The sequence below is a fragment of the Chitinispirillales bacterium ANBcel5 genome (assembly GCA_029688955.1).
In the GTDB taxonomy this organism is placed as follows: Bacteria; Fibrobacterota; Chitinivibrionia; order Chitinivibrionales; family Chitinispirillaceae; genus Cellulosispirillum; species Cellulosispirillum alkaliphilum.
In genome coordinates, this window is the sequence record JARUKZ010000003.1 from 104,374 (window position 1) to 131,208 (window position 26,835).

A 26,835-nucleotide genomic window follows, 5' to 3' on the forward strand; every position below is an offset into this window, starting at 1 on the left:
GCGCTAATGACTGAAAAATGCTTAAAACGCCACCTCTACTCTTGCCGAGTAGGTAAGATCTGGACCGGAAAATGCATCCCCATAAAAATCTCTATGCACTGCCTGAATGTAGCTTGTAAGGTTCACATTTTGTAGAAGATTATAGCGCACAAGCAGTGTGCCCACAAGTCCGCGGCCATCAAAGTTATATAAAATATTACCGGAAAGACGCAACAGTTCATTCACACTGTAAGATGCATTAAAAAAGAGATAATGAGTCCTAAAAAAGGGTGTTGGTAGTTCTGCTGTTACACTATCGGTGCTCAAAGAATCGGGATGGATCGTTAGGCCATTATACAAATACTCAAGCGAGAAAATAAGATTATTTCTCAAAAACGAGTAATCTGTACCGAACATGAATTCGAAATGAGAGCTTTTTAAAGCTTCCTCAAAATGAGTCACCATCTCGCCGTAAATACCAAAATGAACATCTCCCTTAAAAGCAAGACCCGCCACACCAGTTTGTGATCGGTGCCTGTAGATACCAATAAGGTCCAAGTCAAAGCCCCTGAAGGTGGTAAAGTACTTTAGCGCCGAGGCATGTTCATTGTCTCCCACCGGTAATTCTGATATAAAATCAATTCCGGAGAGAATATTACGGGGAACCCTTACGCTTACCACATCGCTGCCTTTTCGCTTGAAATAGATATCCCTTATATCGATTGTTGAAAAAATATCCAGAGGCGAAAGAACCGCTCCTCTTCCAAAAGTGACTATCTGACGCCCAACAGCAATATCAGCAAATCTGGGGTAAAATGCCATATAAAGCTCTCTGAGATCAGCTACAACCGGAGCTTCCCCAAGTGCGAGTGAGGAACCGGTCTGCTCTTCCATCTGTTTTACGAAAACATTGGCATAATCTCCATAGAGCATGTGAAAATCGGCTTCCAATCTGACCATTCCATATTCACGGTTGGTATTGTGCCCTCTGAGCTCAAGAGTGTTCATACCCGAAAACCTAATGTTTTTTTGTTCACCCCTGTAGTGATTGGCAGAAAGAACAGAATAAAGCACACCACCCAGTTCAAATCCACCAAACGGACTGGAAGCTATAAGAGGAGACATTGAGAGAAGAATAAACACTGACATACCCTTCATGGTAGCTAAAGCAGACATTCCTTACCTCCGCAAATAGCGAATGGAAAATCTACTTTCATCCATTTCTTTATCAAAAACTACTTCATGCATTTCAAAAACAGTTCTCGAGTCCTTTCGTAACTTGTTTACCATTTCCATTTTTACCGGAACGGTTCTTTCGCCAACCACTTTGACTTCCAGAAGATTGGCCTTTTTGAGCAATCTGCCGCTTCTGGCATACATCTTCTCTTTTACAGCAACGAATTTTTCTTTTTCGACCCACATTTTACGTTTGTAATAGGGTACATTTCTTACCTTTGCATCAAGTTGAATAATAAAGCATTTCCGTCCTTCAATGCTCTCCTCACCGATTACAGAGACGCTATATTTTTTTCTCAATTCATCTGACCTCAAAGCATCCTCATATGAAAGATCGCTGCCCATCATTCCTTCTTTAAGCATATGGCCCGAAATTCTCACAACATCTTTTTCGCTGGGAAAATAGATCCAAAGGTTATCGCCTATCATAAGGTATTTTGTTCCGCGATCTTCAGGGTTTGTAAACTCAACCATAGCTTTACGTTCTTCACCAGAGATCGCTTTTACTGTCATCTCTTTTGTACGGGTCTCATTCCCGACTATGATTGTCATTGTAGCCCTGTACTGCATGGAAGAAAAGTTTCTGTTCTGGTCCATTTTTAGGAGTATCTCATCACCACTCATGGAAAAGACCTGCACAGCACTAATCAGAGTAAGTATAACAGCTCTTAATTTCATCACTCCTCCTATTCTTATATTCTCAGTATGCACTCTTCATCGTTTCAACAGCACTCATTTTAGAAGCTCTCCTGGAAGGCCCCAAAGAGACAAGTGCGGATACCCCCACAGCAAGAAAGGCTACTTTAAAAAAATTAGAAATCTCAATTGAAAAATAGATCACATTATCCAAAGGCATATTTAAAGAACCAGTAATGGACGAAAAGTCAACTCCGTTAAGATGCATCCATGTAACAATCGATCCTCCCAAAATCATACCCATCACACTTCCAAGAAAGCCCATAATCGTCCCCTCGACCAAAAAGAGGGTAACAATTTCCTGGTGCTTTAAACCCATCGACTTTAAAATACCGATTTCTCTTCGCCTCTCCATAACTACCATCATCATTATGTTGCCGATGATAAAAGCCCCAAGCAGTGCCACCACGATGTAAACAAGACTGTACATATTCTGGGCCATGGTGACATAATTTGCGTAATCCCCAATTTTAGTCCATGGAACAACAGACAGATCTTTGCGCCCAAGGCTCTTTTCAATTACCCCTGCCAGGAAATCGGCTTTTCTATAATCATTAAGCATGATTATAATCTGCTGAGTGCTATTGTCCATTTTTAAAAGAATTCTTGCGTCCTCTACATCCACCTGCATTACAGATTCATCAAGCATGTTTAAGCCGGTTTCAAACAAACCCGAAATGACAAACTTGCGCATATTGAGGGAATAATCACTTGCCTGAGTAACTACGCTTACACTGTCACCGACTTTGAATCCCATAGCGGTTGCAAGTTGTATTCCCAAAATCATGTCTCGTTCATTCTCCAGGTATCGTCCACCGGGAATAATAGAACGGTCAAGCATCATTAGGTTTCTTTCTGTATCCGGATTCACACCAAGAACTACAGCACCTCTGTTATTGCCCTCATTTGACAAGAGCACCTGAACTTGCACACGCTCGGTAATCAGTTCAATGTAGGGTGAGATATCGGGATTGTTTTTTATGCTCTCTAAAACAGGCACATGGGAATCAATATTTTCTGTAACGGGTGCAAATGTTTGCTTTTCTTTAAACTCATCTGTGGAAATCCTTATATGGCCGGTTTGATTTTTAGTGTAATTTAGGACTATAGATGACAGAAAACCACCTAACATTCCCTGCATAACTAAAATAAGGGATACGGAAATAGCCACAGAAACTGCTGCGAGAAAAGTTCTGCGTCGGTTACGCATCACATTCCTTAATGCTAATTTTAGAATGTATACCATTACACTATTCCTAACCTATACATGCCTAAGAGCTTCAGTTATAGAAAATCTTCCACCCTTAACCGATGGATATATGCCGGCAATTGTTGCTATCACAATAGCAAAAATTGCTGAGAACAGAAAAGAAAAGAGATTCCATTCACCATAAATAGTTCCCCAAAAAGGCATATTAGCAGCTACACCGATAGTGCCTCCGAAAAATAATTCGAATGGAAACCCATACACGGTTAAAAAAACATTGGCAATAACTCCGCACACCACACCCATTAAACATCCAACTACACCAGTGAAAAATCCTTCAAGGCAAAATAACAACGTTACTTCTGAGGGGCACATGCCATGAGCCCGCAAAACACCTATTTCTCTTGTTCTTTCATACACACTCATCAGTACAGTATTAAAAATTCCTACAGCAGCAATAAGAAGTATTACCCCCATGAATATTGAACTGTACGCTCTTTTCTGTTTTGATAGTTCAAAAAAAGCCGCACCGATTTGATCGAAGGTAAGTGGTACTACCTCGTCCATATTGTTAGCAATTCTTTTTCTTACATGGTCTGCATCTTCAATCAAACGATCAAGATTTGCCCTGTGGTGAAGGCCAATATTCATCTCTGTAGCAAGCCCTTCCAGATCGAGAAAATCATTTGCTGCCTTAAAAGTAATCGTCACACTAGTACTGTTTACAGTCGGATCAGAGGTATTAATAACTCCCACCACCCTGAACTCATCGGCGTTTCTGCTTTCGTATTTTGTCATGGCATACAGTGTTATGTATTCTCCAACCTCAACACCAAGATCTTTTGCCAATGCACTGCCAAGCATAATCTCCCGTTCACTTTCCTGTGAAAAGTTTTCACCTTCAACATAATTGTGAAATGAAAAGACTGTAGAATCAGTTATGGGTTCGATAACCGTACCTATAACAGGCAGAGCTTCACTGTAATTTGAAAGTTTGGCGAAAAATTGTGTTCTGGGCGTAATTCCCTTCACGACTTCATCATTCCCGAGAAGCTCAACAAAGCTATCCAACTCCCCAACTTCATAATCGAGTGGAAATGCATGCTTCTTCTCTTGATATCTTAGACTATGTACTTTAACGCCGGCTGTAGTCAGGTTTATTGTATTGTCGGTTCCAATGCGATCCATTCCGGCAAAAAGAGAATCAAGGAAAATGTATACCGTTAATGTAACTGCTACCGTTACAGCAGAGCGCATGGTCCTACTTCTATGGCGAAGTATATTGCGCCAGGCAATTTTTACCAATACTTTCATGACACTTTTCTTTGATCAGAATGAATCATTCCATCCCTGAGGACAACGACTCTTAAGGCATGACTCTCAACGAGCTTGTCGTGAGTCGAAAAAACAAAAGTGCTTCCAAGATCTTTGTTTATGGTTTGCATTATAGAAACAATCTCTTCAGCAGTACTGGAGTCAAGATTTGCCGTAGGCTCATCAGCAAGAACAATGAGTGGCCTTTTTACAAGTGCTCGGGCGATTGCAACCCGCTGCTCCTGGCCGCCGGAGAGCTCGCCCGGGCGACGATGTGCTTTAGATTCCAACCCTACCAGCTCTATCATCTCCATCGCCCTTTTTCTTATCTCTTTTTTTGAATGCCTCTTCTCTATAATCAGTGGAAGTTCCACATTTTCTACAACAGAGAGAACCGGAATAAGATTATATGATTGAAAAATAAAGGCGATATTGTGTTTCCGATATCCAGAGAGCTGATTTTCAGTCAAACCACCAAGCTGTTTGCCATCATAAATGACACTTCCCTCTGTTGGGCTGTCCAAACATCCGATTATATTAAGCAATGTCGACTTTCCACTCCCTGATGGACCAACGATCGAAAGGAATTCTCCCTTCTCAATCGACATATCAACACCCCTTAGTGCATACACACGACTCTCGCCCTTACGAAAAACCCTCCTTACATTGTGCAACTGTAATATAGGCATTACCAACACCTTTCTGTTTTCAGCAAAACAGGTCTGCTAACAACTCCTGCAGAAAATATGAAGATCTCCCTAAAAATCCGTTTTAACAATACAATTACAGGGAGCAAAACTATCTATATAAAGATTGATGAGCAACTCTGAAAAATTACGGTTAAAACTTATATAGACAGTGTCAAAAAGGTCAGTGCTACACCTGTAGTGATTGTAAAAATCAACCGGTGAAGATGATATTTGAATTTGCCCAGAGATTTAAGATCCTCTATATCTGCCCGTTTTTTATAGCGTACCACTATGTAAAAGTGGATTCCAGGTATAAGTACAAGAAAAAGAGCTCCAATCAAAGTAAAGAAATGGATTGAAAAGAGAATTGCTATCAGCAGTGAAAAAAACGAAAGAGCCACTATCAAATTTTTTGCACTGTTGAGACCGTAGAGAACGGCATAGGTTCTTTTACCGGTTTTTTTGTCTGAAGGCATATGCTTAAGTCCGCTCGAAAGTGCGCTGGCCAGGGCAAGCAGGAAAAGAAGAATAAACGGAGCAAGTGTATCGGGCACTAATTTACCTGAAGTAAAATAGAGGGCTGATAACGGAAGTACGATTCCCACGCCTAATGCTTCAAACAACTCTCCCATTCCTCTATAATTAAAACGATAAGGGCCAAAACTGTACAAAGTGAGGATCAGTACAGAAACCAAAGCAGCTACAGGTGCAAATAGACGGCCCAAAAGAATTGCATAGAGTACTGCTGTAGCTAAACAGAGAAGTGCTGCTATACATCCGGCTGTGAACATTGCTCTCTTTGATATCTGGCCCGTAGGGATCATTCGTTCATCGATAAGATGAGGATAGTGTTTCATGTGGTAGCAATCAGCATCTGCATCTGCAACATCATTCATTAACACAATAAAGATCTGAAGAGACAGGCCGTAGAGAAGTAAGAGTATAAAACCAAGTGAAGAGAATGCCTCTGCCATCCACACACCCACGGAAAAACCAGCAAGAAGGGGAAGTATGATCTTGGGAAGTGATCCCGGCTTAACAGCAACGATCCAGGGCTTTAACATGCACAAGCCAGTTTTAGAGTTTTATAGCCGGTTGAAGGATTGCGGTTCTGACATCCCACCCATTCCTGAAGTTTTTCAAACGCTGCACCATTCTCTAAAAGATCTTTTGCCTTGGCAAAACCCGCTTCCAGCGTATCAACCTTATCCGCTATATAGAGCAGCGGGGCGGTATTAAGCAGTACAATATCTCTCTGAGCTTCTGTTGCCTTGTTTTGAAGAACACGACAGACGATCTGTGATGCCTCAGCAACAGACTCCGCGTTTTTAAGCTGCTCATATGATGCCCGTTTAATGCCGAAATCCTCAGGACTTATGCTATAGTGGTGAATCACTCCCTTTTCATCCAGTTCATAGATTAGTGAATTGCCCAAAGTCGACAGCTCATCCATTCCTTCGTTCTCGCCACTGCCGTAGCCATGAAACACAAGTGCTCTCTTATATCCTATGGCCTTCATCGTTTCCACCGTTTGTTTAAGCAGATGAGGGCCATAGACGCCCCTTACACCATGGGTGGGATTAGCTGGATTGGCAAGAGAACCTGCTATATTAAGAGTCGATCCAAACCGAATCTGAGAGAGAATTCTAAAGAGTGCTTTTGGATGAACAATTTCGCTCATCCCGTTAAATATGCCGATACCACAATGGTGTATACTCTCCTTAACCACCTCAAGCGGTGCTTCCACATCTATCCCCATATGCTCCAGAACATCAATTGTTCCACATTTGGATGTAAGCGCACGGGCTCCATGCCTGGCGATAGTAACTCCATCAGAAGCTGCGATTATTGCTGCTGCAGTGCTGATATTGAATGTCTTAAGGCTATCCATCCCTGTGCCGCAATTTTCAACGAGTGGATATAAGTGTGACAAATCCACCTTCTCTGTATCCAGCTCATACACCGCTTCCCAGGTTCCTGCAATCTCCTGAGCAGTTTCACCTTTCATGGAGAGCGCTGCCATAAATGCACCCTGCTGTAGATCTGGCTGGTTATTTGTAACTATCTGCTGCCAGCACTCTCTGGCTTGCTGCTTTGAAAGGTGCTCTCCACTCATTAATGTTGTAATGAAACCTCCAAAATCCTCCAGAGTGCTCATTAATCCGCTCCTTTTGCCTCTTACCATATAGTTTGTGATACCATAAAATACTTATGTGGATATCTCATTTCACAGATTAATTACCTGAATAGTTGTTCACAGATTAACTCAGTTTGACGTAGTTAAAATGAATCTTTTATTTCTTCTATAAAATGGGTGGGTTGGAACTGTTTTCGGAGAAAGTGGTAGGAGTGGTATATATAGTTGTATAAAATTATTTCACGGAAAAATATGTTGATTTCAATAGTTGGATAAAATAGCTTTTATTGGTAATGTGGAGTGCAAATCGCTCGTACCCTGCTTAAAAAATGCACTCTGATTCCCTAAAAAGCTTCTAGATAAAACTAAACAGGTTTGATTGGTTGCATTTAAATATTTTTAATTCTAACACAGAGATCGTGTTACATTATCAGCAAAATACTGCTACACTGTTCAATTTTAAGATTCTGATCTAAAAAAGAAAGATGAATTAGTTATATGAATTTTTTGAGTCAGTACCCTTTTTTGATGCTGAATATCCTGATTTGGGTAGCGGTCCTCCCGGTGCTGATTTTCCGTAAAGATCTACGAATTCACGCAGCTAAACTGTCGATTCTCTCTATACCATTTGGCTTTACAGAGTTTCTGTTCTATCCCGATTACTGGAACCCACCATTCCTTTTTGATTTGGCAGAAAGAATTGGTTTTGGTATTGAGGACTTTATGTTTGTAACCGGTTTAGCATCTATGTCTATAACATTACCCCCATTTTTCCTGAAAAAGGCACTTATAAAAGCAGTGGTTGTTGATGATACAAAAAACGCTGTCACAGTAAAAAGTCCTAAGGTTGCAATACCTGAAAGTTCTTACAGTTCTATGCAAGTCAATAGCAGTAGTGATGTTCAGCGTGCAGAAAACCAGGCAAGTGAACCTTTTCACAAAACTTCTTTCTTTAGCGGTAAAAGGGCGCTGTATTTTGGATTAATTCTCTCGGTAGCAATATGTGCGATTGCTGTTGTTACAGTTTTTTGGGGAGTTCCTGCAATTTATGCGGCAATAATCCTTATGACTCCTATTTGGATTATACCGGTTAAGTATCGAAAGGATCTGATACCTATGGCTCTTTGGGGCGGGTTTATAGGATTTATAGTTTATGGACTCCAGTGCTTAATTTTTGAGCTTCTCTTACCGGGAAGCTTTGAAACTTACTGGCATACCCATAAATTATTGGACTTTTATGTCTGGCGAATTCCGCTTGAGGAACTGTTATATGGTAGTGTCGCTTTTGCCTCTGCACTGTGTTTATATCCATCCCTTTTCAACTTACGTTGGAAACGATTGCAATGAAAATACTACGAGCCTGGCTCAGGGCATCACGTTTACCGAGCCAGACCTTTATACTTTTCCCAATACTGTTTGGAGTATCAGTAGCTTTTTCAGTGGGCTATCAGTTAAATCTTGTATACCTTTTAGCAGTGCTTTTATTCAGCATAATGATTCAACTATACATCGTATATGCAAACGATTATGCAGATTACGAGCTGGACCTCCTTAATGATACCTATACTCCATTTTCAGGTGGTTCCAGAGTTCTTGTTTACAACCACCTGAAAAGAGAACAGATTGGTTTGGGTGCAGTGGTCTCTGGGTTTTTGTGCCTTTTACTTGGCTTCATACTGACGCTGAGTGGAAGACCATATGCTCTTATCCTGGTTTTTTTCTCATTAACACTACTGTGGCTTTACAGTTTTAAACCTGTAGAGCTATCCTACCGGGGAGGCGGAGAGTTTCTTCAGATGGTGGGTGCTGGTTTCATCCTGCCGCTATTTGGATACTATGTTATATCAGGAGACATTCAAAGCTTTCCATTTCAATATTATCTATCATTGTTGCCACTAAATCTTGGATGTGCTATTTCTACAACGTTGCCCGATGAACCATCAGACAGAAGGGGCGGTAAGAGAACTTTGGCCGTTCTGGCCGGAAGAACAAAAGTTCAAATAGCTGTAATCACCCTACACTGTGTGGCTGTTATCTTCTTTGTTGTTGTTGTTAAGGAGCTAATTCTTAATCTATGGATAGTTGCAGTAATTATCCTTCCATTGATCTCTATTATCGTAATGATTGTATGCATGAAAAAAAGCAGACCAGGTAATAAAACCATGTTTGCTTTTGTGCTCTTCTCCATTCTCTCCACTTTGTCCTTTACGATTTTAATAACAGCAGCGATGCTTTTTGGAACTCACAAATCCTCATGACGTACTGTGGATTGAGCGGTGTAAATGAATACTTAATGAAATACTGTACGAAAAGCAAAAGAGATACTACCTACTGCTGTATAGTTATTCTTTCTGTTAAAAGAAAGATCTTAGAATACCCGCAGTGAAAATAAGTGCTCCGGAAGTATATTAGACCTAAAATGCTTTAGGGCCAAGGAGAGCGAATATGGTTTTGTCAGATATAGAGGCATAGAGCAGAATAGAGGTTTTGCCAGCAAGAGAACCTTTAAATGTATCATTGTCGCCCCCGGTGGTTACTACGGCATGACCCGGGTTATTTTGTACAAGTTTTTTACAGTCTTGCTCTTGCAAGTGCGAGCAAAACTCTCAACCTAATAATTTGTTTATCGCTCAATTAACCCACCTTTATCTCTGTATTTACACAGTGCATAGATTGCTGATGCATAAATGGCGACCGAAAAAATTCCTACCGAGAAAATACCCACAGAAAAAACTCCAATCGAAAAAATACCTATGGAGAAAATGCCTGCCGAAAATATACCTGCAGCGAAATTACCGGCTGCAAAAACTCCGGAAGAAAACATTCCGGAGGCAAAGTAATTGTTTGCAAACAGGCCCGCTGATCCCGGTTCTTCAACTACTATTATACCGATAACGATTAGAATGAGTGCAAGAATGATGATGCCATATTTGGATACTATTTTCATAGTTGTTGCTCCTGTGCTCTGTTTGTTTTGAGCTAAATGATTAGATATCTACTTATAGCAATTTTCTATCCATTTGAGTAGCTCTTGTAGGATAAAGGTAGCCTGAATGTGGATGGAGGTGGGTATGAACAGATACTCCTGTAAAATCTCCTGAAGGGTGATGGCAGAGATATCTGTGTTCGTAATTTCTTTAATGAGTGTTTAATAGAGTAGTGTAATTAAAAGATATACACCAAAAATTAATGGTTAGATTCTGGAGCGACTCTTTTAAGTGGTTCAAAAAGATACTCTAACCCATTTACCTTTATTTCATAAACAGCCCTGAGCATCTCCCCCAATGTGTTCTCAGGAAACCCTTTACGGTTAAACCATACCACATAGGGTTCGGGTAAGTCTATAAGAAGTAACCCCTTGTATTTGCCAAAAGGCATCCTTGTACGTGCAAGCTTCAGAAGATAAGTGGGATCAGAAAAAAGAGAATCGGAAGTTGGCATAATCACTGTTCCTGAAAAAGGTGAATCGGTGAATATACTTTAAGAATAGATCTATTCCTTGAAAACTTTTTCTAAAGCACGAAGAGTAAACAATTTTTACTTCAATTAAACTTCTGTAATCTTTGAAAGAAAATGCAATAACCGTTTTTCCATTATTTGATTGACATAAATGTCCATTAAACCTCTGAATGTTTTATATCACTTTAGATAGAAAGTAGCCAGTGTTTTTCTAATTGTATACAATGTTTTCTAACTTTCAGCAAAACATCTGAATACATTTTTATTTTCTATTACTCTTAGATGAATGGCATACAACCGTATAATCATTTATTATTAATTGCAGAGAGCAGTTTTACCTGGTAATTATTATCATTCATCGGGAGGTCCAAAATGAAGGATAGGTCTTTACTCGTAATGACCATAGCACTTTGTATTGTGAATAGCGCTAATGCCTATAACGGACGAGTCGTCTCGTCCAGACATAGTGCAGCCAAAGGAGCTATTGTATATCTTCAATCAGACCCAAACATAAGCGATACCACCGATGAAAACGGAGAATTTTCTCTTCAAAAAGCTTCATCCATTGCTCCGAGAACAAAAACCAATAAACCTTCTTCAGTTAACATAAGAAACAATCAAATAAACTATACATCAACCGGAAATAAACGGGTCAGACTTGAACTTTTTACTCTTCAGGGCAGAAAGGTAAAAACCCTTGTTGATGAGATATTGTCTCCTGGTAACCATCTGTTTGACCTCTCTCTACACACCATCGCTCATCAGAGTATGATTCTCAGAGAAAAAACAGGAACAATAGAGTATACCTACAGAGTAACTCCCTATGGTAACACTGCATCAAATCGTTTCACAGGTGCTGCGGCCAAACCTGCTCTGCAGGTAAAAAAGCTGCAGGGGGTGGATTCTCTTATTATTAGCTATCCCAATTACCCTTTACTCTACTACCCATTGGATACAACAGAGAGTTTAGGCACAATTGTGCTCATTGATTCCACAAGAGGTGTTGCAGATAATATCACAGTATATAGTATTACTCCGTTCTCAGAACCGTTTGATACCATAAAGGGGCTCAGGGAAGGGGTGTACAAGTTTTCTGGACCTGCACCTGGTACCATGTGGTTATCTGGATATACCGACTACGTTTATGCCTTTCAGGAAGGTTTCTACAGTAGGTTTTATCCTATGCCTTTTTGTGAACATCATAGTATATATACAGCTAGCCCTGTTTCTCTGGATTTAGATACTATACCCGAAGCTGAAGGGATGCTAACCGGGGTGCTTTTTAGAAACCCGCCGTTTGCACATACTTTCTACGATGTGGATCTTGAAATAGAAGAGCTTGGAAAGAGTACTTCCGCTGACTCCAGCGGCAGGTACTTGTTTACTACTATTCCCGAAGGATCATACACCGCACAATTTGAAGTGGAAGGAAGTAAGTTCAGTTTTAGTGTGAATACGGATTCACCTTATCGTGATTTCACTTTTATGCTGCAGTCTGAACCCATCATTGTCAGGGCCCCCAATGTATATCTGTACCCTACAGAAACAACTGACATCTCTGTAACATTGTCATTTCCCCTTGGGGGTGAAGTGGTTACCTCCGATCCTGAGTACGGTAATGGGTGGGATGTTATAATTGACACTCTTGGCATGATCGATGACACCATACCATTTCTGTTCTATGAGGCCTCGCTTATGGGTCCGTTTAACTATGATAAGGCCTGGATTATCAGCGAGAGTAATCTTGAACAGGAGCTACGATCTCTAATGGAAGCAAGAGCGTTTGTGGGAAGAGAGATCGATGACTTTATTGACTACTGGATGCCGGTGCTGGGTGGGGCAGCACCATACTTTATCGTCTATCCCCAGGATATTAATGCCTTGATTGAGATTGATATTACCCCCCGTCCTCAAAGTGTTCACCGGGAGATGTGGCTTATCAGCTCACTTAACGAACCAATCGACATTCCTGAGCCTGAACCGATACTTTTTGATCGTGACGGATTCACCATGATGGAGTGGGGGGTGCTGCTTACACCGGAGCTTGATGCGAAGGTTGAGTCCGGGAATAAATAGACGGTAAGTTAGCTTTTAAATTAAAGGTATGGGATTGTTAAGAAGGGTACAGAACAATAGAAAGCTATACTGAGTATTGAATTATATTGTTCTTTTTCTTTCCCATTGCTCCAGCTTTACGATAACCATGGCAAGCAAGCTTCGCAAAATATAGACGGTTCGCTTGCCATTATAGTGAACACTTCTCTTTGATTCTACCACTACTCCTTTGCTATTGCTCTATCTACAGGATTTTTCTAATAAAGAAAAACATTCTAAAACAAAAACACAATGATGCTCTACATATAAATTTAGCCACATAACTTTTGTTTCACTCACCCTTGTATATTCTCCTGCCAAAATGTTAATTTATAACAAACCGGAGGTTTATAATGACTGTAAAAAATTTGAAAGATCTTAATTCCCTATCTCACGAAGAATTCCTGTCCACTGCAGAAGATGTACTCATTGATATCCACAAGATTAATGATAAACTGGCTGAATCTATCGGTCAGGATATGTCCGCTTACCGTCTCAGTATCACTTCTTTGCAGCAACTTAGCTGCTGGAAAGAGATCGATAGCTTAGAAAAAGAGCGCTATAGGTTATGGGAGCGAATGGTCGATACCTTAGATGATAATTTAAATGTGGAGATTGAAGATCCCACGATGACCCTCCACTACCTTCAGCTTACACCCGAAAGTGCTCTTTATGAGATTCCTTCCTATAAAGCATCATGGGAACTGCTTGAGCCCACAGAAGATGGTGATCGTTTTTTTTCAAGCGCCAATGCAGCAGATGGCCATTTCTGGGAACCGCCGGATATGGAAAACCTGATCAGAAGGCTTATTGATCCGCAGAACAGTTCTCTTTGTGAGATGGCCGGAATTCTTTCAGAAAGCAGTACGCTACAAAAAGTGCAGCTTCAATTGGACGCGCTCTGCAGTTCTTTGCCTGAGGACATAAACGATTCCCTGCGTAAAAAACGCTACTACATCTGCCTGGGGTTTTCCATATCAAATCTCTTTAAATCAGCAACTAAAGATTTTGTTCAGCTAGATGCCGGGGAGCTGTTTGAAGGCAGAATCAGGGAGCAGGAACAGATACGAAAACTTCAGATGTTCTCTTATGACCAGATCCCTCTGTCCCAGCTTTCAGTGCATGCGGAAAAAATCGTACAACAGGCCTATCAAAAAACCAATGACTCCTCCCTACTTAAACAATTTGAGGAGGCCCATAAGCCATTCATTGAAGTATTTAGTGAGTTTAAAAAACATTCATTATTTGAGCAGCTTGAGCAGGAAGAACTTGCTTTTTATAATGAGTTACGACGCTTGCTCGATAAGGTTGTCGGGTATATACCATGCTACAATCCAGAAGATCCTTCGTTCTGGGATAAACATATTAAAAGTAAAGAGTATAAAGCCTCTAAAAGCCTTACCTCACTGCTTAACAAGAGTCCCTATGATAAAATTGAATATTGGGAGCCTGACGAATCAATTTCTCCCCATAGCATTTATGGCATCATTGACGAGTGGAGTGAAAAAGAGAATTTAAAGTATCTAATGGACATTGGTGCCACTGAACTGTATGAAAGCACTTTGCAACTAAACGACAAAGCCGAAGAAACGGCTGATCTTATTCGGCAAGTGTACAGTGGTGCAAAACTTGAAGTTCTTAGATTCACACGATATCGTCTTTCGCTCTTTCTTGAGATCGTTCAAAACAGTTGATTCTCTCTGTTTGGAAAAACAAAAAAGCGTCAATGATGGTATCAGACAAAAAAACACAATGCTTACACCTTGAAAGCACTCCTCATAAGGATGAACCGGGTGAATACAATCTGCCCTGATGCAGTTAACCATTATTTAAAGGCCTGATAATTACTGCATCATGGTTCTATACTTATTTTACGGGCAGCTCGACCATCTCCTCAAACCTGACCCCATGAAAAATCATACTTTCACTTTCAAAACACAGCGTATCACCAATTGAGTTATGAAAGTAACTGAATTCAAATTCTATTCTGTTGATCCTTTTTGATGCATCAGCCCATGGAAACTGTGCCTCTGCATCAGCATCATAGGTAAATAATTGAAGCATTTCGGGAGTAACTTCAATCTGCTGCCAGTCTTCTGTTAAACCAAAAGTATAACTATACTGCCTTTGTTCATCGGCTTCATCCAGCAAGTCTGAACCAAAACGCATACGCAAAGTGCCCTGTCCCCTCGCATCAAAAGTAAAAGAGCTCATGGATGATAGATTCATTATGACTCCGCTGTTTTTTGAAGCTGGTAACGTACCAATCCCTTCAAAGGGATATTGGAAAGATTCCCCCAGTACTGCAGTAACATCCAAGGTTCCACCAGTAGTACTGTTTGGAACCTGTGATACGGTGATAGCACTGTTTCCTCCCATTTGCGGCGAAGATCCATAAATTACCCAACGACCGAATGAACGGTCGTAGCCGCGGGTGAGTGAATCTGAAAAAGTGTATCGAACCATATCGTCAACGAAATAGTCCAGAGAAGAATTAGCCACCTCTCCGGTCAGCGGATATAGAGATCCTGTAGCAGTGTTATGAAATCGTATCAACTTAAAATTCCGGGGCTGCAGGGACAGGTCGGCACTATAACGCTGCGCGACCTGAGAGGAAGAAAAATTATATCAACAACTCATAAAGGAAGATGTTTGCAAGTATTCCTTTACGCAATATTGCTTCAGGTGCTTATATTGTAGATGTGGTCAGCAGCGCTGGCAAATTCTCCGGCATACTAATTGTAAAGTGACTAGATATTTGCTTGGTAAAATATTTTTTGGTAAACAATAATTGTAAAGCTAGATGCTCTAGAGTTCCAATGGCAGCAGTTACTTTTGGGGGACTGCTGCCATTTCTAAATGATGAAAAGTATTTAATGTATCTAAAGAACTTACTTTAGATTATTTAATCAGTATGACTCTTTTCAATAGAATTTTCCGGCATAGTAATAAGAATCGGAACTATATCATTTGTATCAACAAAAAAAAATCAAACAGGGACAGATACCCTTATTATCTACTTTTACTGCGTTATGACCTGCATACTTTTTAACTAAAGCTTGAACTATAGATATAATCCTCATAAGAATTAATACCAGCAAGAGAACTTACTACCCATTTTTTCCTTATTATTTTGTACCGCCCCAAGCAAAAAACATAGTAATGAAGAGATCAATAATTTATATTAGACAAAATTTATTATCTTTACAGGATTAGGTCCTTAATTATGAGATTACTTGTCACTTACAATTAGGAGTAGTTATGTATTTGAAGAAGATTATGACAGTTGCCTTTGTTGCTACCATTTTTTTTCAGACTATACCAGCACAAACAATGCGAAATACGACTTCTATCCATCCTATATCACTTATTGCTAGTACTGCAATTCCGGAATTGCCCAGTACCTTCAAAATAACCTATGAAAGATATCGTCGTCCACAAAGTGCTCTAATACTTTCTCCAGAACTGAATATTTTGAATGACGCCCCCTTACAGTTTTTAGCACTTTCTGGTAGTGGAGGATTAAGAAGATATCTTGGAAAACCAGAATCTGGTATATACCTTCAAACAAAAGCACATGTAACTTATCTCAGTATTGAAGAATCCGATCGTTTTGGTAATAATAAATATGATGCTAAGGGAGTGGTCTTTAAGTTACTAGGGTATATCGGCGTAAAAGGCAAGTGGAATAGAATCTCAATTTTTGCAGATGGTGGTTTGGGATGGGCGTTCGGAAGTGTAAAATACAGCGGGGATTCCAATGCGCTTATCACTAGCGGAAGAGGATTAGGTTTTGATTTAAATTTTGGTATAGGCTATTCTTACTTTTAAAGGTAATAGTAAGGTCGATAAGGCAAAAAACAGAAAATGAACATTTTATAACCCAATACATGTTTTAAGTTATTCAATTATGAGAGTAATATATACGCTCCACTAACTTTTTTGTAATTTAATTACACAAAAATTCTGGTTAGAAGCATACCTGGAAATGAATCAGGTGAAAGAAATTTGGTTGATTCATCTCCGGGGCCCCTTTTCAATTCACCAATACCAAACTCCTCGCGCCAAACACTCTGTCAACAAAGAGCTAACTTCCTAAAATGAAGATAGCAATATTAGAGCATAGATAAGGCAAAAAACTATGCAGTAATGTAGGTAAACTTAGCATAAAACATTCTATAACCTTAGTACCTAAAATCATGTTCTATACGGTATACACGCTACCACATCGAAAGTTTTACTTTTTTACCTTATGTTTTTTTGTAACGTAAGTGTTTTTACCGATGGTACGCCTAAAAGAGTACAAGTACCATGGTTTTGAGAGATTGTGTTAGTTGGGATGAAAACTACTGTAAGAATTCTTCGGGCGTGATAAGATACTAAACAAGGGGAGTAGTATTACTCCCCTTGTTTTTTATTTTAGTTCTTTATAATAGAGAACAACTTCTTCTCACTATCTGTTCTCCTTGCACCATCTTGTGTGTAATGGGCTCTGAAATGAGCTAGGTATGTACCCTCACTTACATGCCTTCCACTTCTATTACTAATCGGATGCTCCCATTTATAGGTGAAAAATGTTCCTGAATCCCATTCCTCCATGCTTTCCTTCACAACAACATTCCCATTGTAATCATACACAGTAAGATCCACTGAAAAATTAGCATCTGAGATTCTTGATCTGAAATCTGCTCTAAATAAGATGCCTCTAAATTCACCCGCGCCCTGAGGAAGTACAACACTACTTCCCCAAGCATAAGGGCTTGGTCCTACATCTGCGCTAAAGTGAATTTCGGAGACGATTTGGAGTTCAACTCTCTTATTATTTGGATTTTCCTGTTCGTTTCCTTCAAGATCGCCTACACTTGCCACGGGGTTAATGTAAATCAGATCCCCAACATTGGGAAAGGCATCCTCAGATTCAACGACAAAAACATATTCATCTCCCCTTTGGCGGAAAAACCTTAATTCTAACAAGTACTCAGTACTTACACCATTTTCTTCAGTTATAAAGCTAAACGGTTCATTGTGTGAAGGAACTTCTATAGGTTCGCTGAAAACTACGAGTAAAGTATCCTGCGCAAAGCTATTATCATTTTCGATAAAGTCACCGATTTTGTAGGTAGCAGACTTAATTACCGGAGCGGCTCTATCTCTAACTGTTGCATTTACACCATCCTCAAAGCCAAGAAAATTAAGAGTTACTTCCATAAGCCCAGAGGTAACATCATCCAATTCTTTATTGAATGCCCCATTTAGATTAACCAGCACAATTGAGCTATCCTCACCAAAGGAGAACCTACTGTGGTCTAAGAGACCAGTTTTTGTGCTTTGAACCCAGCTAAATTCTGCTGTCATCTGATCCAATACTACATTCTTATCAAAGTGAAGCGCGGCCCGGTCGACTATACCATTTGCGTTACTATCGTAATAGAATGCAGACTGGATAACCGGAGGTACTGGTCGAAGACCAAGAACGATGGGTTCATTTTCCGGATGAATAGGAACACCGCGGGAGTCTTCCACATCTCCTGCAAATCTCAAGAGATCTCCCTCTTTAGGAGCATTCTCTCCCTCATCCCTGACAACGAGTTTAAATATGTCCCCCTGAGGTATAACTGATAAAACAGTAAGTGATATCTCATCATTATCTGCTTTAATCAATGTAAGCGACTGACCTTCAAGTGAACTTAAGGATACCCTTTCAGAGAAAGTCAACAGCAAGGTGTCTACACCTGGATTTAGTCGCTCATGAACGAGTCCGGTTTTAATCATAGGCCCTACACTGTCGACCACATTGAAAGAGATTTCTTCTACAAGTGGTGGATCGATAAGCGGGTCTTTGGATCTATAGTAGTGAACCCCTAAATTCCTTTCCCCAGTGAATGATGTAATCCTTTCAGGGAAAGGCTCATTAAAGATCACCGTTAGGTGCCTTGGATCATCAGGGTTTAGGGTAATATTATCCTGCCCGGCAACCCGCCTGTTTGTGTTAGCGGCAGGCCAGCTCAAAGCTATGGAATCAGGCATCTGTTCTACTTCTCTTATATAGTAGACTTCCATTCTGTTTACCCGTCCATCGCCATTGTCTGCATAAACAACACCCCTGTCTATTGCAGTAGCACTCTGAGTGAAAAATATATTCTCTCTAAAGTTCATGATTAGAGTATTGTCCACAGTTGGTCTAACTGCCAAAGTAGCATTGTCCACTACACTGGTTCCTGTAATCCAAACCCTCACCTCTCCATTTTCGAGACTAACTGTGTTGGTTGGAGTTGATGCATCAGGAGAGTCAAACACTATGACACCAGGATCTGGAATCAGCTCTAACTCAGTATCTCTGAATTCCAGGATAGTGTCTCCTCTAAGAGCCCTTATAACCACAGGAACTCTTTCACTGACCTCTGCCCTGACCTCCGCACTTTCATCATAGCCAAGTGTATCGCCATAGAAGATCCAAATTCGGTCGCTTGCACGCCCTACGATAAGTGTACCATCACCCGTAGCATTATTAGTGGTGAGTGTGGCTCTCATCTTTAGAGAATCATTAAGCGCCCCATTAGTCACCATTGCAGTGAAAAACGCGGCACCGGTGTCATTTGTGGTTGTAGTGGTCGGCGCCTCGAGGTCCCCAATTTGTGGATCTAAGCTTTGTATAGACACAGGGGCCTCTACGTTCACAGGATTAAAAAAGCGGTCACGTACCCTAACTCTGACATCATAGGGCTCTCCTGGTCTTATGATATCAGCTGTCCCGGGGGCAGGAGCTTCAAAAGAGATCTGATCCGGTTCTCCCGGAAGCACTACGAGGTCTGTTACACCGTAGAACAGTACGAAGGCCCCTTCCTGAGTAGGGTGGTCCCACACAGCACTTGCCTGTATTAGTTCACTACCACTAACGGTGAATGTTGCATTGCTCACCGTAAACATACCGCTTGGCATACCCGGTACACGAACTTCCTCCACTGGCATGGAATTGTCTCCCGGGTGCCTGAAAATTGTGTTTCCGGAAATAAGTCCCAGATCAACTTCGGTTAAATCTTCCCTAAATCTTTCACCGTCTGCTGATTGAGCAGTTAATCTGATTTGTACCTGTTCACCAGCCACCACGGTATCGGTAATCTCTCCACTGCCATCGAGTACGTCAACTGTGATCATGTAATCAAGTTCACGGTAGGGCAGAAAACCTACATCTGTAGTAACCGTACCATTAGGACCATCAGCCTCTATCACCAGTTCGAAAAAAGCATATTCACCCGGTGAGGCAACATTTCTGATGGTTATGGTGTTATTACGATCGATTCTAATATCTCCATCAGGAACATCAACAGTTGTTATATCAGCCTGGCTTATCGCAGTAGCATTACCACCAAACGCATCATCATCAAATTCGACGTCATTTAAAAAGCGGATATAGCCGATTCTTGGGTTGGCAAACTGGCTTGGATCATCAACATCAAGCATAAACTGAAGAATAGCAGTGTTATCATCATCGACTCTAACGGGTCCGGAAGGCCTTATTCTGGCTATATTAGATTGTCTGGGTGAAGACTGAATAGCCCCAATGTCCACAGGTGTTCCATCGCTTTTACGAATGTTTGCTTCGGGCCATCCCTGTTCCACTATATACTGAGCAACAACCGGATCATCCCAATCAGGAGTGAGAAATTGCGGATCATCGGGATCAAGCGAGAGAAAATAATCCTCCATTTCTATCCAACGATTATTTGCTGAAGAAGGAAATGGTCCACCCGCGGTTCTGGGTACAATCCTTGCCCCAGGCTCTATAAAATCAGGTGCGGAGACCTGCATTTCAGACCCATCAGAACATTCCACTGTAACTTCAGTTCCTCTTTCAACATTATCCATACCATTCATTATGCGTACCTGAGTGTAACCATCCATTTCTTCACCCAGCTGTCGGCAACTCTGTGGAATCTGAATATGACGACTTCCTATTTCAGGTTCTCCTATCATGGTAGAATACACAGAGTGTTTCATACGGTTTTCAAATGCCGGATCAAGTGCATGAAATGGGTTAGTAAAGTCACCGCCATACCCATCGGCCCAGTAATGCATTGGTCTGCTATAGATGTTATTGAATACCAGGTGATGTGCGCCAGGACGCCAGTGTCCTGCGAATGTTAAATAGTTGTTATGAAAGGTATTGTTGTAAATAGCAAGTGGTGAAAGAAGGTGATCCTTGGTAAAAAATGCGCCCCCAGCCTGATTGTCACCATCGGGCAAACCACTGACTAAGGAAACGATATCACTGGTCTGATGATAATTGTTGTAGATAAGATTAAACCTGATGGTTGACCCAAGGTCCCATACCGATTCCATAAATATTCCCCAGGAATTACTATGGATACGGTTATTTTCTATCAGATGGTCTCCTGTTCTACCAAAGTGAGCAAGTGGGATAACATTTTCCGGATTGATATCTGCCGGATTTGAGTTTCCATATATCCCCCCCTCATTTCTGTCTTTTATTGCGATCCCAAAATAGGCATTACGAAAGTCTGAGTTTCTTACAACCGTATTTCCTGCAATCCAAAGACACAGTGCGGCATTTCCATGAAACAGCGGATGCCTTCCCTCCCATACGCCCTGATAGCCGAATGGAGCAGCACCACCGCCATCCACGATTATCCCGTCTATGGTTACACCCCGTGCTCTTAATACTCTGAGTGCGCCGTTTTCATCGAAATTAATCGTTGCCGGATTTCGAGATTCCGCTTCATTTCTTGGGTGTACATTTTCTGTATCCTGCCACATTATTACAGGCCTGTTAGACGCGGTAGGATTACTTGATCTAAGAGTCAGATTGTGGTGAGTACTATCGATAGTAACCTGCTCTTCATAGACCTCAGTGTCTAGAATTTCAATTACATACCCCCGACCGGCTGCTTCCAGAGCTGCAGAGATAGAAGTAAACTGCCCTTGCCCCGGTGTTTGAGACACAGTTAATTGTTGCGAAAAAACCGACTGAGCTAAAAATGCAATCAGCATCACTAGTAGTGTTATTTTTCCAGACATCAAAATGGCCACTCCTTTTAAAGAGGGATGAATAAGTTCTTGTCTATAGTAGTAACATTTTTTATTTGGGTTTGAAAACAGAGTAAAAATGTAACCTTACTGCTTACTTAAACCTTTAAACAACTACTTTTTATGACTATTGTTCTATTAAATTATATATAAATTTTTTCTTTGGCAAAAGCAATCGATTCCTTGCTCTTACTGTTTTTTATGTACTCACCTGTTTAACACCATTACTCCTTCAAACAAAAAAGGAGAGACCCTTGTCTCTCCCCTCTTGTGCTTTCATCCCTCATTAGCTACTTATCCACATAAAACATCTTGGTGTGGTTTTTGTCTTCAGGATCTACACCTTCTCCCTCTACGCGTATTTTAGCCATATATGTTCCTGCACCGATATGTCGGCCACTCTGATTTCTCAAGGGGTGCTGCCATTCGTATAGCATGTAGCTTAAGTTTGGATCCTGTTCTAAATTTTCGCTGAATACTACGTTACCCAAATAATCATACACCACCAAATCAACATCTATGTCAATATTTTCGACTCTCGCTCTGAAGTCAATCCTAAACAGTACCCCCTGAAATTCGCCCCTGTTTTCAGGCAGGCTGACCGATTGACCCCATTTGTAGGGACTTGGTCCTACAAAGACCTGAATTTCTACAGGAACTGCTCCCACTTCAAGAGGAACCCTTTTGTTATCAGCATTTTCCTGGTAATTACCTTCCAGGTCAGAGATCTGTGCAACAGGGTTGATATAAATAAGGTCTCCGGTTCTTGGATAAAATCCACCGGGAATTGTATCAACGAGAAAATAGTATTGGCCGGCTCTTTCGGAATCGAGGCGCAGAACCATGCTGTACTCTTCCTCTTGCCCTCCCTCACGTGTTATAAACCCAAAAGGCTGATTATGTGAAGGTGTTTCACTAATTTCACTAAATTGTACCACCAATGTATCAGGAGCGAACAGGCCTTCACCTAATCCCCGACCTGGTCCATAGCGCGCTTCGGTAATTACAGGGGCTGCTCTGTCACGTACAATCGCAGTAACTTTTTCGGAAAACCCCTCAAAATGAAGTGTACCGGTCATTCTACCATCGGTATAATCAGCCACATTTTCTGTAAAGGCATCGACCATGTTGATGATCACGGTTGCATTGGTTTCACCGTAAGAGAACCTGTCACTATACAACGTGCCTGTTTCAGAATTATGAATCCAGGTAAAAGCCGCACTATCAAGAACAACATCCTTGTTGAAATGAATCTCAACTCTGTTTACAATACCATCTGCATTGGTGTCATAAAAGTAGGCTGAATCCACTTCCGGTGGAATAGGCCTTAGCCCCAATTCAACAGGAGTGTTATTGGGATGAGCTGGGATTTCACGGGAGTCCATGACGTTTTCTGAAAATTTCAGAAAATCACCCTCACCCGGGGCATTATCTCCAAGGTCTTCCACCACGACTTTGAATTGATTATCATCATAAGGGATATGACGAAGCACGTTAAGAGTAAACTCTTCCCCGGTTCCGCTCTTTATAAGTATCAGAGACTGACCTTCAAGTGTAGATAATGAAAGCCTTTCGGTGAATCTAAGGATAAGAGTATCGACTCCGGGTCTGAGCCGTTCGTGAACTATTCCTGAACTAATCATTGGCCCCACGCTATCGATGACCCTGAAGCGGTTTACTTCGACCAGTGGCGGATCGATAAGAGGGTCTTTTGATGTATAAAAATGAGTTCCAAGCTGATCATCTCCGGAAAAGGTAGTTATTGCGGGAGGGAAACGATCGAGAAATCTAACCGTAATATGCTTTGGATTCTCTTCATTCAACCGTATATCATACTGACTGGTGGCAACTCTGCGCACCTCAGCATTGTCCTCATCTCTTACAGGCCAAAACAACTCGATAGAATCGGGAAGTTCCTCTAACTCTTCCAAATAATAGACTTCCATCCTATTTACCCGCCCATCACCAGAATCTGCATAGACAACACCGTAATCCACGAGGGTTGGAGTTTGAGAGAAATAGATTTCATCTCTGAATCCCATAATCAACGTATTATCCTGAGTTGGAGCAGCAGAAATAGTAGCGCCGTCTACCACACTCGTTCCGGTGATCCACACTCTTACCTGACCATTTTCAAGATTGAAAATACGGGTCTGGGTAGTTGCGTCTGGTGAAGCAAATACAGCGACACCAGGATCCGGAGTAATCTCTATCTCTGTGTCTCTGTGTTCGAGTAAAGAGTCCCCTGCCTCACCTCCGTAAGCTCTTATCACCACAGGGATTTTTTCACCAACTTCACCCCTGATCTCTGCATTTTCGTCAAATGCAAGGGTATCGCTGTAAAAAATATGAAGCCTGTCTCTTGCTCTTCCAACCCGTAACCGTCCATCATCGGTGGCTCCATTGGCAGTCAATGTTGCCCTGAGGGTAAAGATGTCGTTAATATTACCATTGGTAACTTCAGCATTGAATAATGCCGCTCCGGTGTGGTCAGTTGTAGTTGTCGCGGGACCACTTATATCACCGATTTCTGGATTAAGGCTCTCGATTGTTACCGGTGCTTCAACATTCACTGCATTCCCGAATCTATCAAAGACTCTGACTTGTACCTGCCGTGAAGAACCGGGGTCGATAGTTGGCGCCTCATCAGAAACGGTGGTTGATGGAGGGTCTTCAAACACCACATTATCCGGAGTTCCAGGAGCAATTACCACATCAGCAGTACCGAAAAAGGGCAACTGCCTATCCCCGTATACCCAGGAGGCTGTAGCCGAGATATATTCTGTACCACCCCGGGGAACTCTGGTGAAAACCACCTCTGGTTGGGTACTAACTATTATTTGAGAAATCTCAAGCGCATCTTGCGGCTCTTCCCCTTCACCGGGCCATCTGTATAGGGTATAACCTGAATTAAGGTTAACTTCAACCTCAGTAAGGGTTTCGGTAAAACTTCTTCCAGTAGCAGCATCCACAGGTGCAAGCCTTAAACGTACCCGCTCACCTGCTCTGACCGTATCCAGCACATTACCACCCATATCGAGCACCTGAACTTCAAACAGATAATCAAGCTCTCTGTAGGGCAGAAATCCTACATCAGTGGTTACAGTCTGACCATTAGGTCCTTCACCCTCGATCACCATTTCAAAGAAAGCATAGTCACCTACACCCTGTACAGGAACATTTATTGAATTGGCACCGCCCCTTATGGGTGTAGAGGGTGGAGTGATATCTACAATATCGCTTGCCGCAATTACCGGCGCATTATTTGCAAATGAGTCATCAAATTCCACATCTCTAAGAAATCTGAGATATTTGATTCTGGGGTTACTGAATTCGGGTGGAATATTGAGGTCAAAAGCAAGGCTTGCCAAATTATTATCATCTATTAGCACAGGAGCGACAGGTGTGATTCTTCCGAAAACAGTGGGTACAGGACCCGATTGAGCTGCTCCGATGTCGACGATACTGCCATCCCCTTTAACTATTCCGGCTTCGGGCCACCCTGCTTCTTTAATGATCGAGTCTACTGTGGGATGATCCCAGTCCGGCACGAGAAAATCCGGGTGTGTGGGGTCATCGGTATTGAGAAAATGGTTCTGAATTTCAAACCAACGGATATTTGCGGAAGCAGGGAATGGGTCACCGGCAGAAGCTGCGAATAGGGCTCCTGGTGATATGAAATCGTTGGTTGGAACCTCAACCTCGGATCCATCATCGCACTCTATAGTTACAACAGCCCCACTTTGAACAGCCCCACCATCTATTCCATTCATCAAACGAACCTGAGTATATCCCTCCATTTCCTCACCACCTGACATGCGGCAACCCGGAGGGGTACCGATGTAACGTCCCTCAAACACAGGTTCCAGTGCCTGGGCCGCATAAATACTATGCTTCATCCGGTTAGGGTAGAGTGGATCCATGGCATGAAAGGGATTAGTATATTCTCCTCCACTATAGCCATCGGCCCACAGATATCTGGGCCTGCTGTAAATATTATTGAAGATAAGATGCTGTGCACCTGAGCGCCATTGGCCTCCAAAAGTGAGATAATTATTATGGAATGTGTTGTTATAAATAGCAAGCGGCGAAAGTATATGGTCTTTTGTGGTCATGGCACCACCCATGTTGTGATCACCATCCCCCAGACCACGAACTTCTGAAACTATATCTGAGCTCTGATGATAGTTATTGTATAAAAAGTTAAATCTTATAGTTGAACCCAGATCCCACACCGATTCCATAAATATGCCCCAAGAGTTACCATGGATATGGTTGTGCTCTATAAGGTGATTACCGGTTCTGCCAAACCCGGAAAGCGGTATAACGTTTTCTGGTGTAATGTCTGCAGGGTTTGAGTTACCGTATATCCCCCCCTCATTTCTGTCTTTCACTGCAATACCATAGAAAGCATTTCTGGCATCGGAATTTCTGATTACCACGTTTCCGGATATCCACAGACAAATAGCTGAATTTCCATGGAACAGTGGATGAGCATTTCCTCCATCACTCCAAACTCCCGGATACCCAAAGGGCATAGCACCACCACCGTCAACAATTATTCCATCTATGGTTACGCCCCGTGCTCTTAAAACGCGAAGTGCCCCGTTTCGGTCAAAGTTTATCATATCGGGATTCTGTGCTTCGGTTATATTCATTGGATGAACATTTTCGGTATCCTGCCACATTATAACCGGTCTGCTTGAGGATGTCGGGTTAGAAGAGGTAAGCGTCAGTCCGTTATGGGTACTGTCGATTGTTACCTGTTCTTCGTAGACCGCATTATCTAAGATTCTTATTACAGCACCTTCTCCGGCAGCATCTAACGCAGCCGAAATAGTGGAAAACATTCCTTCTCCATCCTGAGACACTGTCAGGATGGTTTGTGAGAAGGCTAACTGAGCCATCATAACAATCACCAATAAAATGATCGATTTTTTTGCAGACATAAATTTTGCCACTCCTTACTAAAGAGGGAT

The 26,835-nt window shown here is 41.6% G+C and carries 17 protein-coding genes; 5 read left to right on the plus strand and 12 right to left on the minus strand.

The features are described from left to right. Window positions 1-21 precede the first annotated feature (21 nt). The 7 genes from QA601_02610 to trpD form a co-directional block, all read right to left on the minus strand. Window positions 22-1,155, minus strand: coding sequence for a hypothetical protein (locus QA601_02610; GenBank protein ID MDG5813955.1), 1,134 nt, complete (start codon window positions 1,153-1,155; stop codon window positions 22-24). Between the two features lie 3 nt (window positions 1,156-1,158). Beyond that, window positions 1,159-1,893, minus strand: coding sequence for an outer membrane lipoprotein-sorting protein (locus QA601_02615; GenBank protein ID MDG5813956.1), 735 nt, complete (start codon window positions 1,891-1,893; stop codon window positions 1,159-1,161). 22 nt (window positions 1,894-1,915) lie between these two features. Then, window positions 1,916-3,157, minus strand: a complete 1,242-nt coding sequence (locus QA601_02620) for an FtsX-like permease family protein (protein ID MDG5813957.1) — start codon at window positions 3,155-3,157, stop codon at window positions 1,916-1,918. 15 nt (window positions 3,158-3,172) lie between these two features. Further along, window positions 3,173-4,432: an FtsX-like permease family protein gene (locus QA601_02625; GenBank protein ID MDG5813958.1), complete on the minus strand. Its 1,260-nt coding sequence runs from the start codon at window positions 4,430-4,432 to the stop codon at window positions 3,173-3,175. After that, on the minus strand, window positions 4,429-5,121 hold the full coding sequence (locus tag QA601_02630) for an ABC transporter ATP-binding protein (GenBank protein MDG5813959.1): 693 nt from the start codon (window positions 5,119-5,121) through the stop codon (window positions 4,429-4,431). Before QA601_02630 ends, QA601_02625 begins: the two co-directional genes overlap by 4 nt. Before the next feature lie 158 nt (window positions 5,122-5,279). Then, window positions 5,280-6,185 (minus strand): prenyltransferase, encoded by a 906-nt coding sequence (locus tag QA601_02635; protein ID MDG5813960.1) that lies wholly within the window; start codon window positions 6,183-6,185, stop codon window positions 5,280-5,282. After that, the gene (gene trpD, locus QA601_02640; GenBank protein ID MDG5813961.1) at window positions 6,179-7,279 is read right to left on the minus strand and encodes an anthranilate phosphoribosyltransferase; all 1,101 of its coding nucleotides are present in this window, start codon (window positions 7,277-7,279) and stop codon (window positions 6,179-6,181) included. The genes QA601_02635 and trpD overlap by 7 nt, the downstream gene beginning before the upstream one ends. 477 nt (window positions 7,280-7,756) lie before the next feature. Between trpD and QA601_02645 the strand changes: the two genes are divergently transcribed. Both QA601_02645 and QA601_02650 read left to right on the plus strand, forming a co-directional pair. Beyond that, on the plus strand, window positions 7,757-8,605 hold the full coding sequence (locus QA601_02645; protein MDG5813962.1) for a lycopene cyclase domain-containing protein: 849 nt from the start codon (window positions 7,757-7,759) through the stop codon (window positions 8,603-8,605). Continuing rightward, window positions 8,602-9,516 (plus strand): prenyltransferase, encoded by a 915-nt coding sequence (locus tag QA601_02650; GenBank protein MDG5813963.1) that lies wholly within the window; start codon window positions 8,602-8,604, stop codon window positions 9,514-9,516. The genes QA601_02645 and QA601_02650 overlap by 4 nt, the downstream gene beginning before the upstream one ends. A 365-nt stretch (window positions 9,517-9,881) precedes the next feature. Here the strand turns inward: QA601_02650 and QA601_02655 are convergent, their stop codons facing one another. Next, the gene (locus QA601_02655; protein MDG5813964.1) at window positions 9,882-10,205 is read right to left on the minus strand and encodes a hypothetical protein; all 324 of its coding nucleotides are present in this window, start codon (window positions 10,203-10,205) and stop codon (window positions 9,882-9,884) included. Window positions 10,206-10,444: 239 nt separating this feature from the next. Next, window positions 10,445-10,699: a DUF3820 family protein gene (locus QA601_02660; GenBank protein ID MDG5813965.1), complete on the minus strand. Its 255-nt coding sequence runs from the start codon at window positions 10,697-10,699 to the stop codon at window positions 10,445-10,447. A gap of 390 nt (window positions 10,700-11,089) precedes the next feature. Here QA601_02660 and QA601_02665 point away from each other — a divergent pair, with 390 nt between their 5' ends. Together QA601_02665 and QA601_02670 are read left to right on the plus strand one after the other, a co-directional pair. Beyond that, the gene (locus QA601_02665; protein ID MDG5813966.1) at window positions 11,090-12,793 is read left to right on the plus strand and encodes a hypothetical protein; all 1,704 of its coding nucleotides are present in this window, start codon (window positions 11,090-11,092) and stop codon (window positions 12,791-12,793) included. Between the two features lie 371 nt (window positions 12,794-13,164). Then, a complete protein-coding gene (locus QA601_02670; protein ID MDG5813967.1) occupies window positions 13,165-14,505 on the plus strand; it encodes a hypothetical protein in 1,341 nt (446 codons plus the stop codon). A gap of 172 nt (window positions 14,506-14,677) precedes the next feature. On the opposite strand, the gene QA601_02675 is transcribed toward QA601_02670, so the two are convergent. Beyond that, the gene (locus QA601_02675) at window positions 14,678-15,367 is read right to left on the minus strand and encodes a hypothetical protein (GenBank protein ID MDG5813968.1); all 690 of its coding nucleotides are present in this window, start codon (window positions 15,365-15,367) and stop codon (window positions 14,678-14,680) included. Between the two features lie 705 nt (window positions 15,368-16,072). On the opposite strand from QA601_02675, the gene QA601_02680 reads away from it, so the two are divergent. Continuing rightward, on the plus strand, window positions 16,073-16,642 hold the full coding sequence (locus QA601_02680; protein MDG5813969.1) for a hypothetical protein: 570 nt from the start codon (window positions 16,073-16,075) through the stop codon (window positions 16,640-16,642). A 588-nt stretch (window positions 16,643-17,230) separates the two neighbouring features. On the opposite strand, the gene QA601_02685 is transcribed toward QA601_02680, so the two are convergent. Both QA601_02685 and QA601_02690 read right to left on the minus strand, forming a co-directional pair. Continuing rightward, window positions 17,231-21,847 (minus strand): hypothetical protein, encoded by a 4,617-nt coding sequence (locus QA601_02685; protein MDG5813970.1) that lies wholly within the window; start codon window positions 21,845-21,847, stop codon window positions 17,231-17,233. A gap of 299 nt (window positions 21,848-22,146) precedes the next feature. Beyond that, window positions 22,147-26,805, minus strand: coding sequence for a hypothetical protein (locus QA601_02690; GenBank protein ID MDG5813971.1), 4,659 nt, complete (start codon window positions 26,803-26,805; stop codon window positions 22,147-22,149). Between the last annotated feature and the right edge of the window lie 30 nt (window positions 26,806-26,835).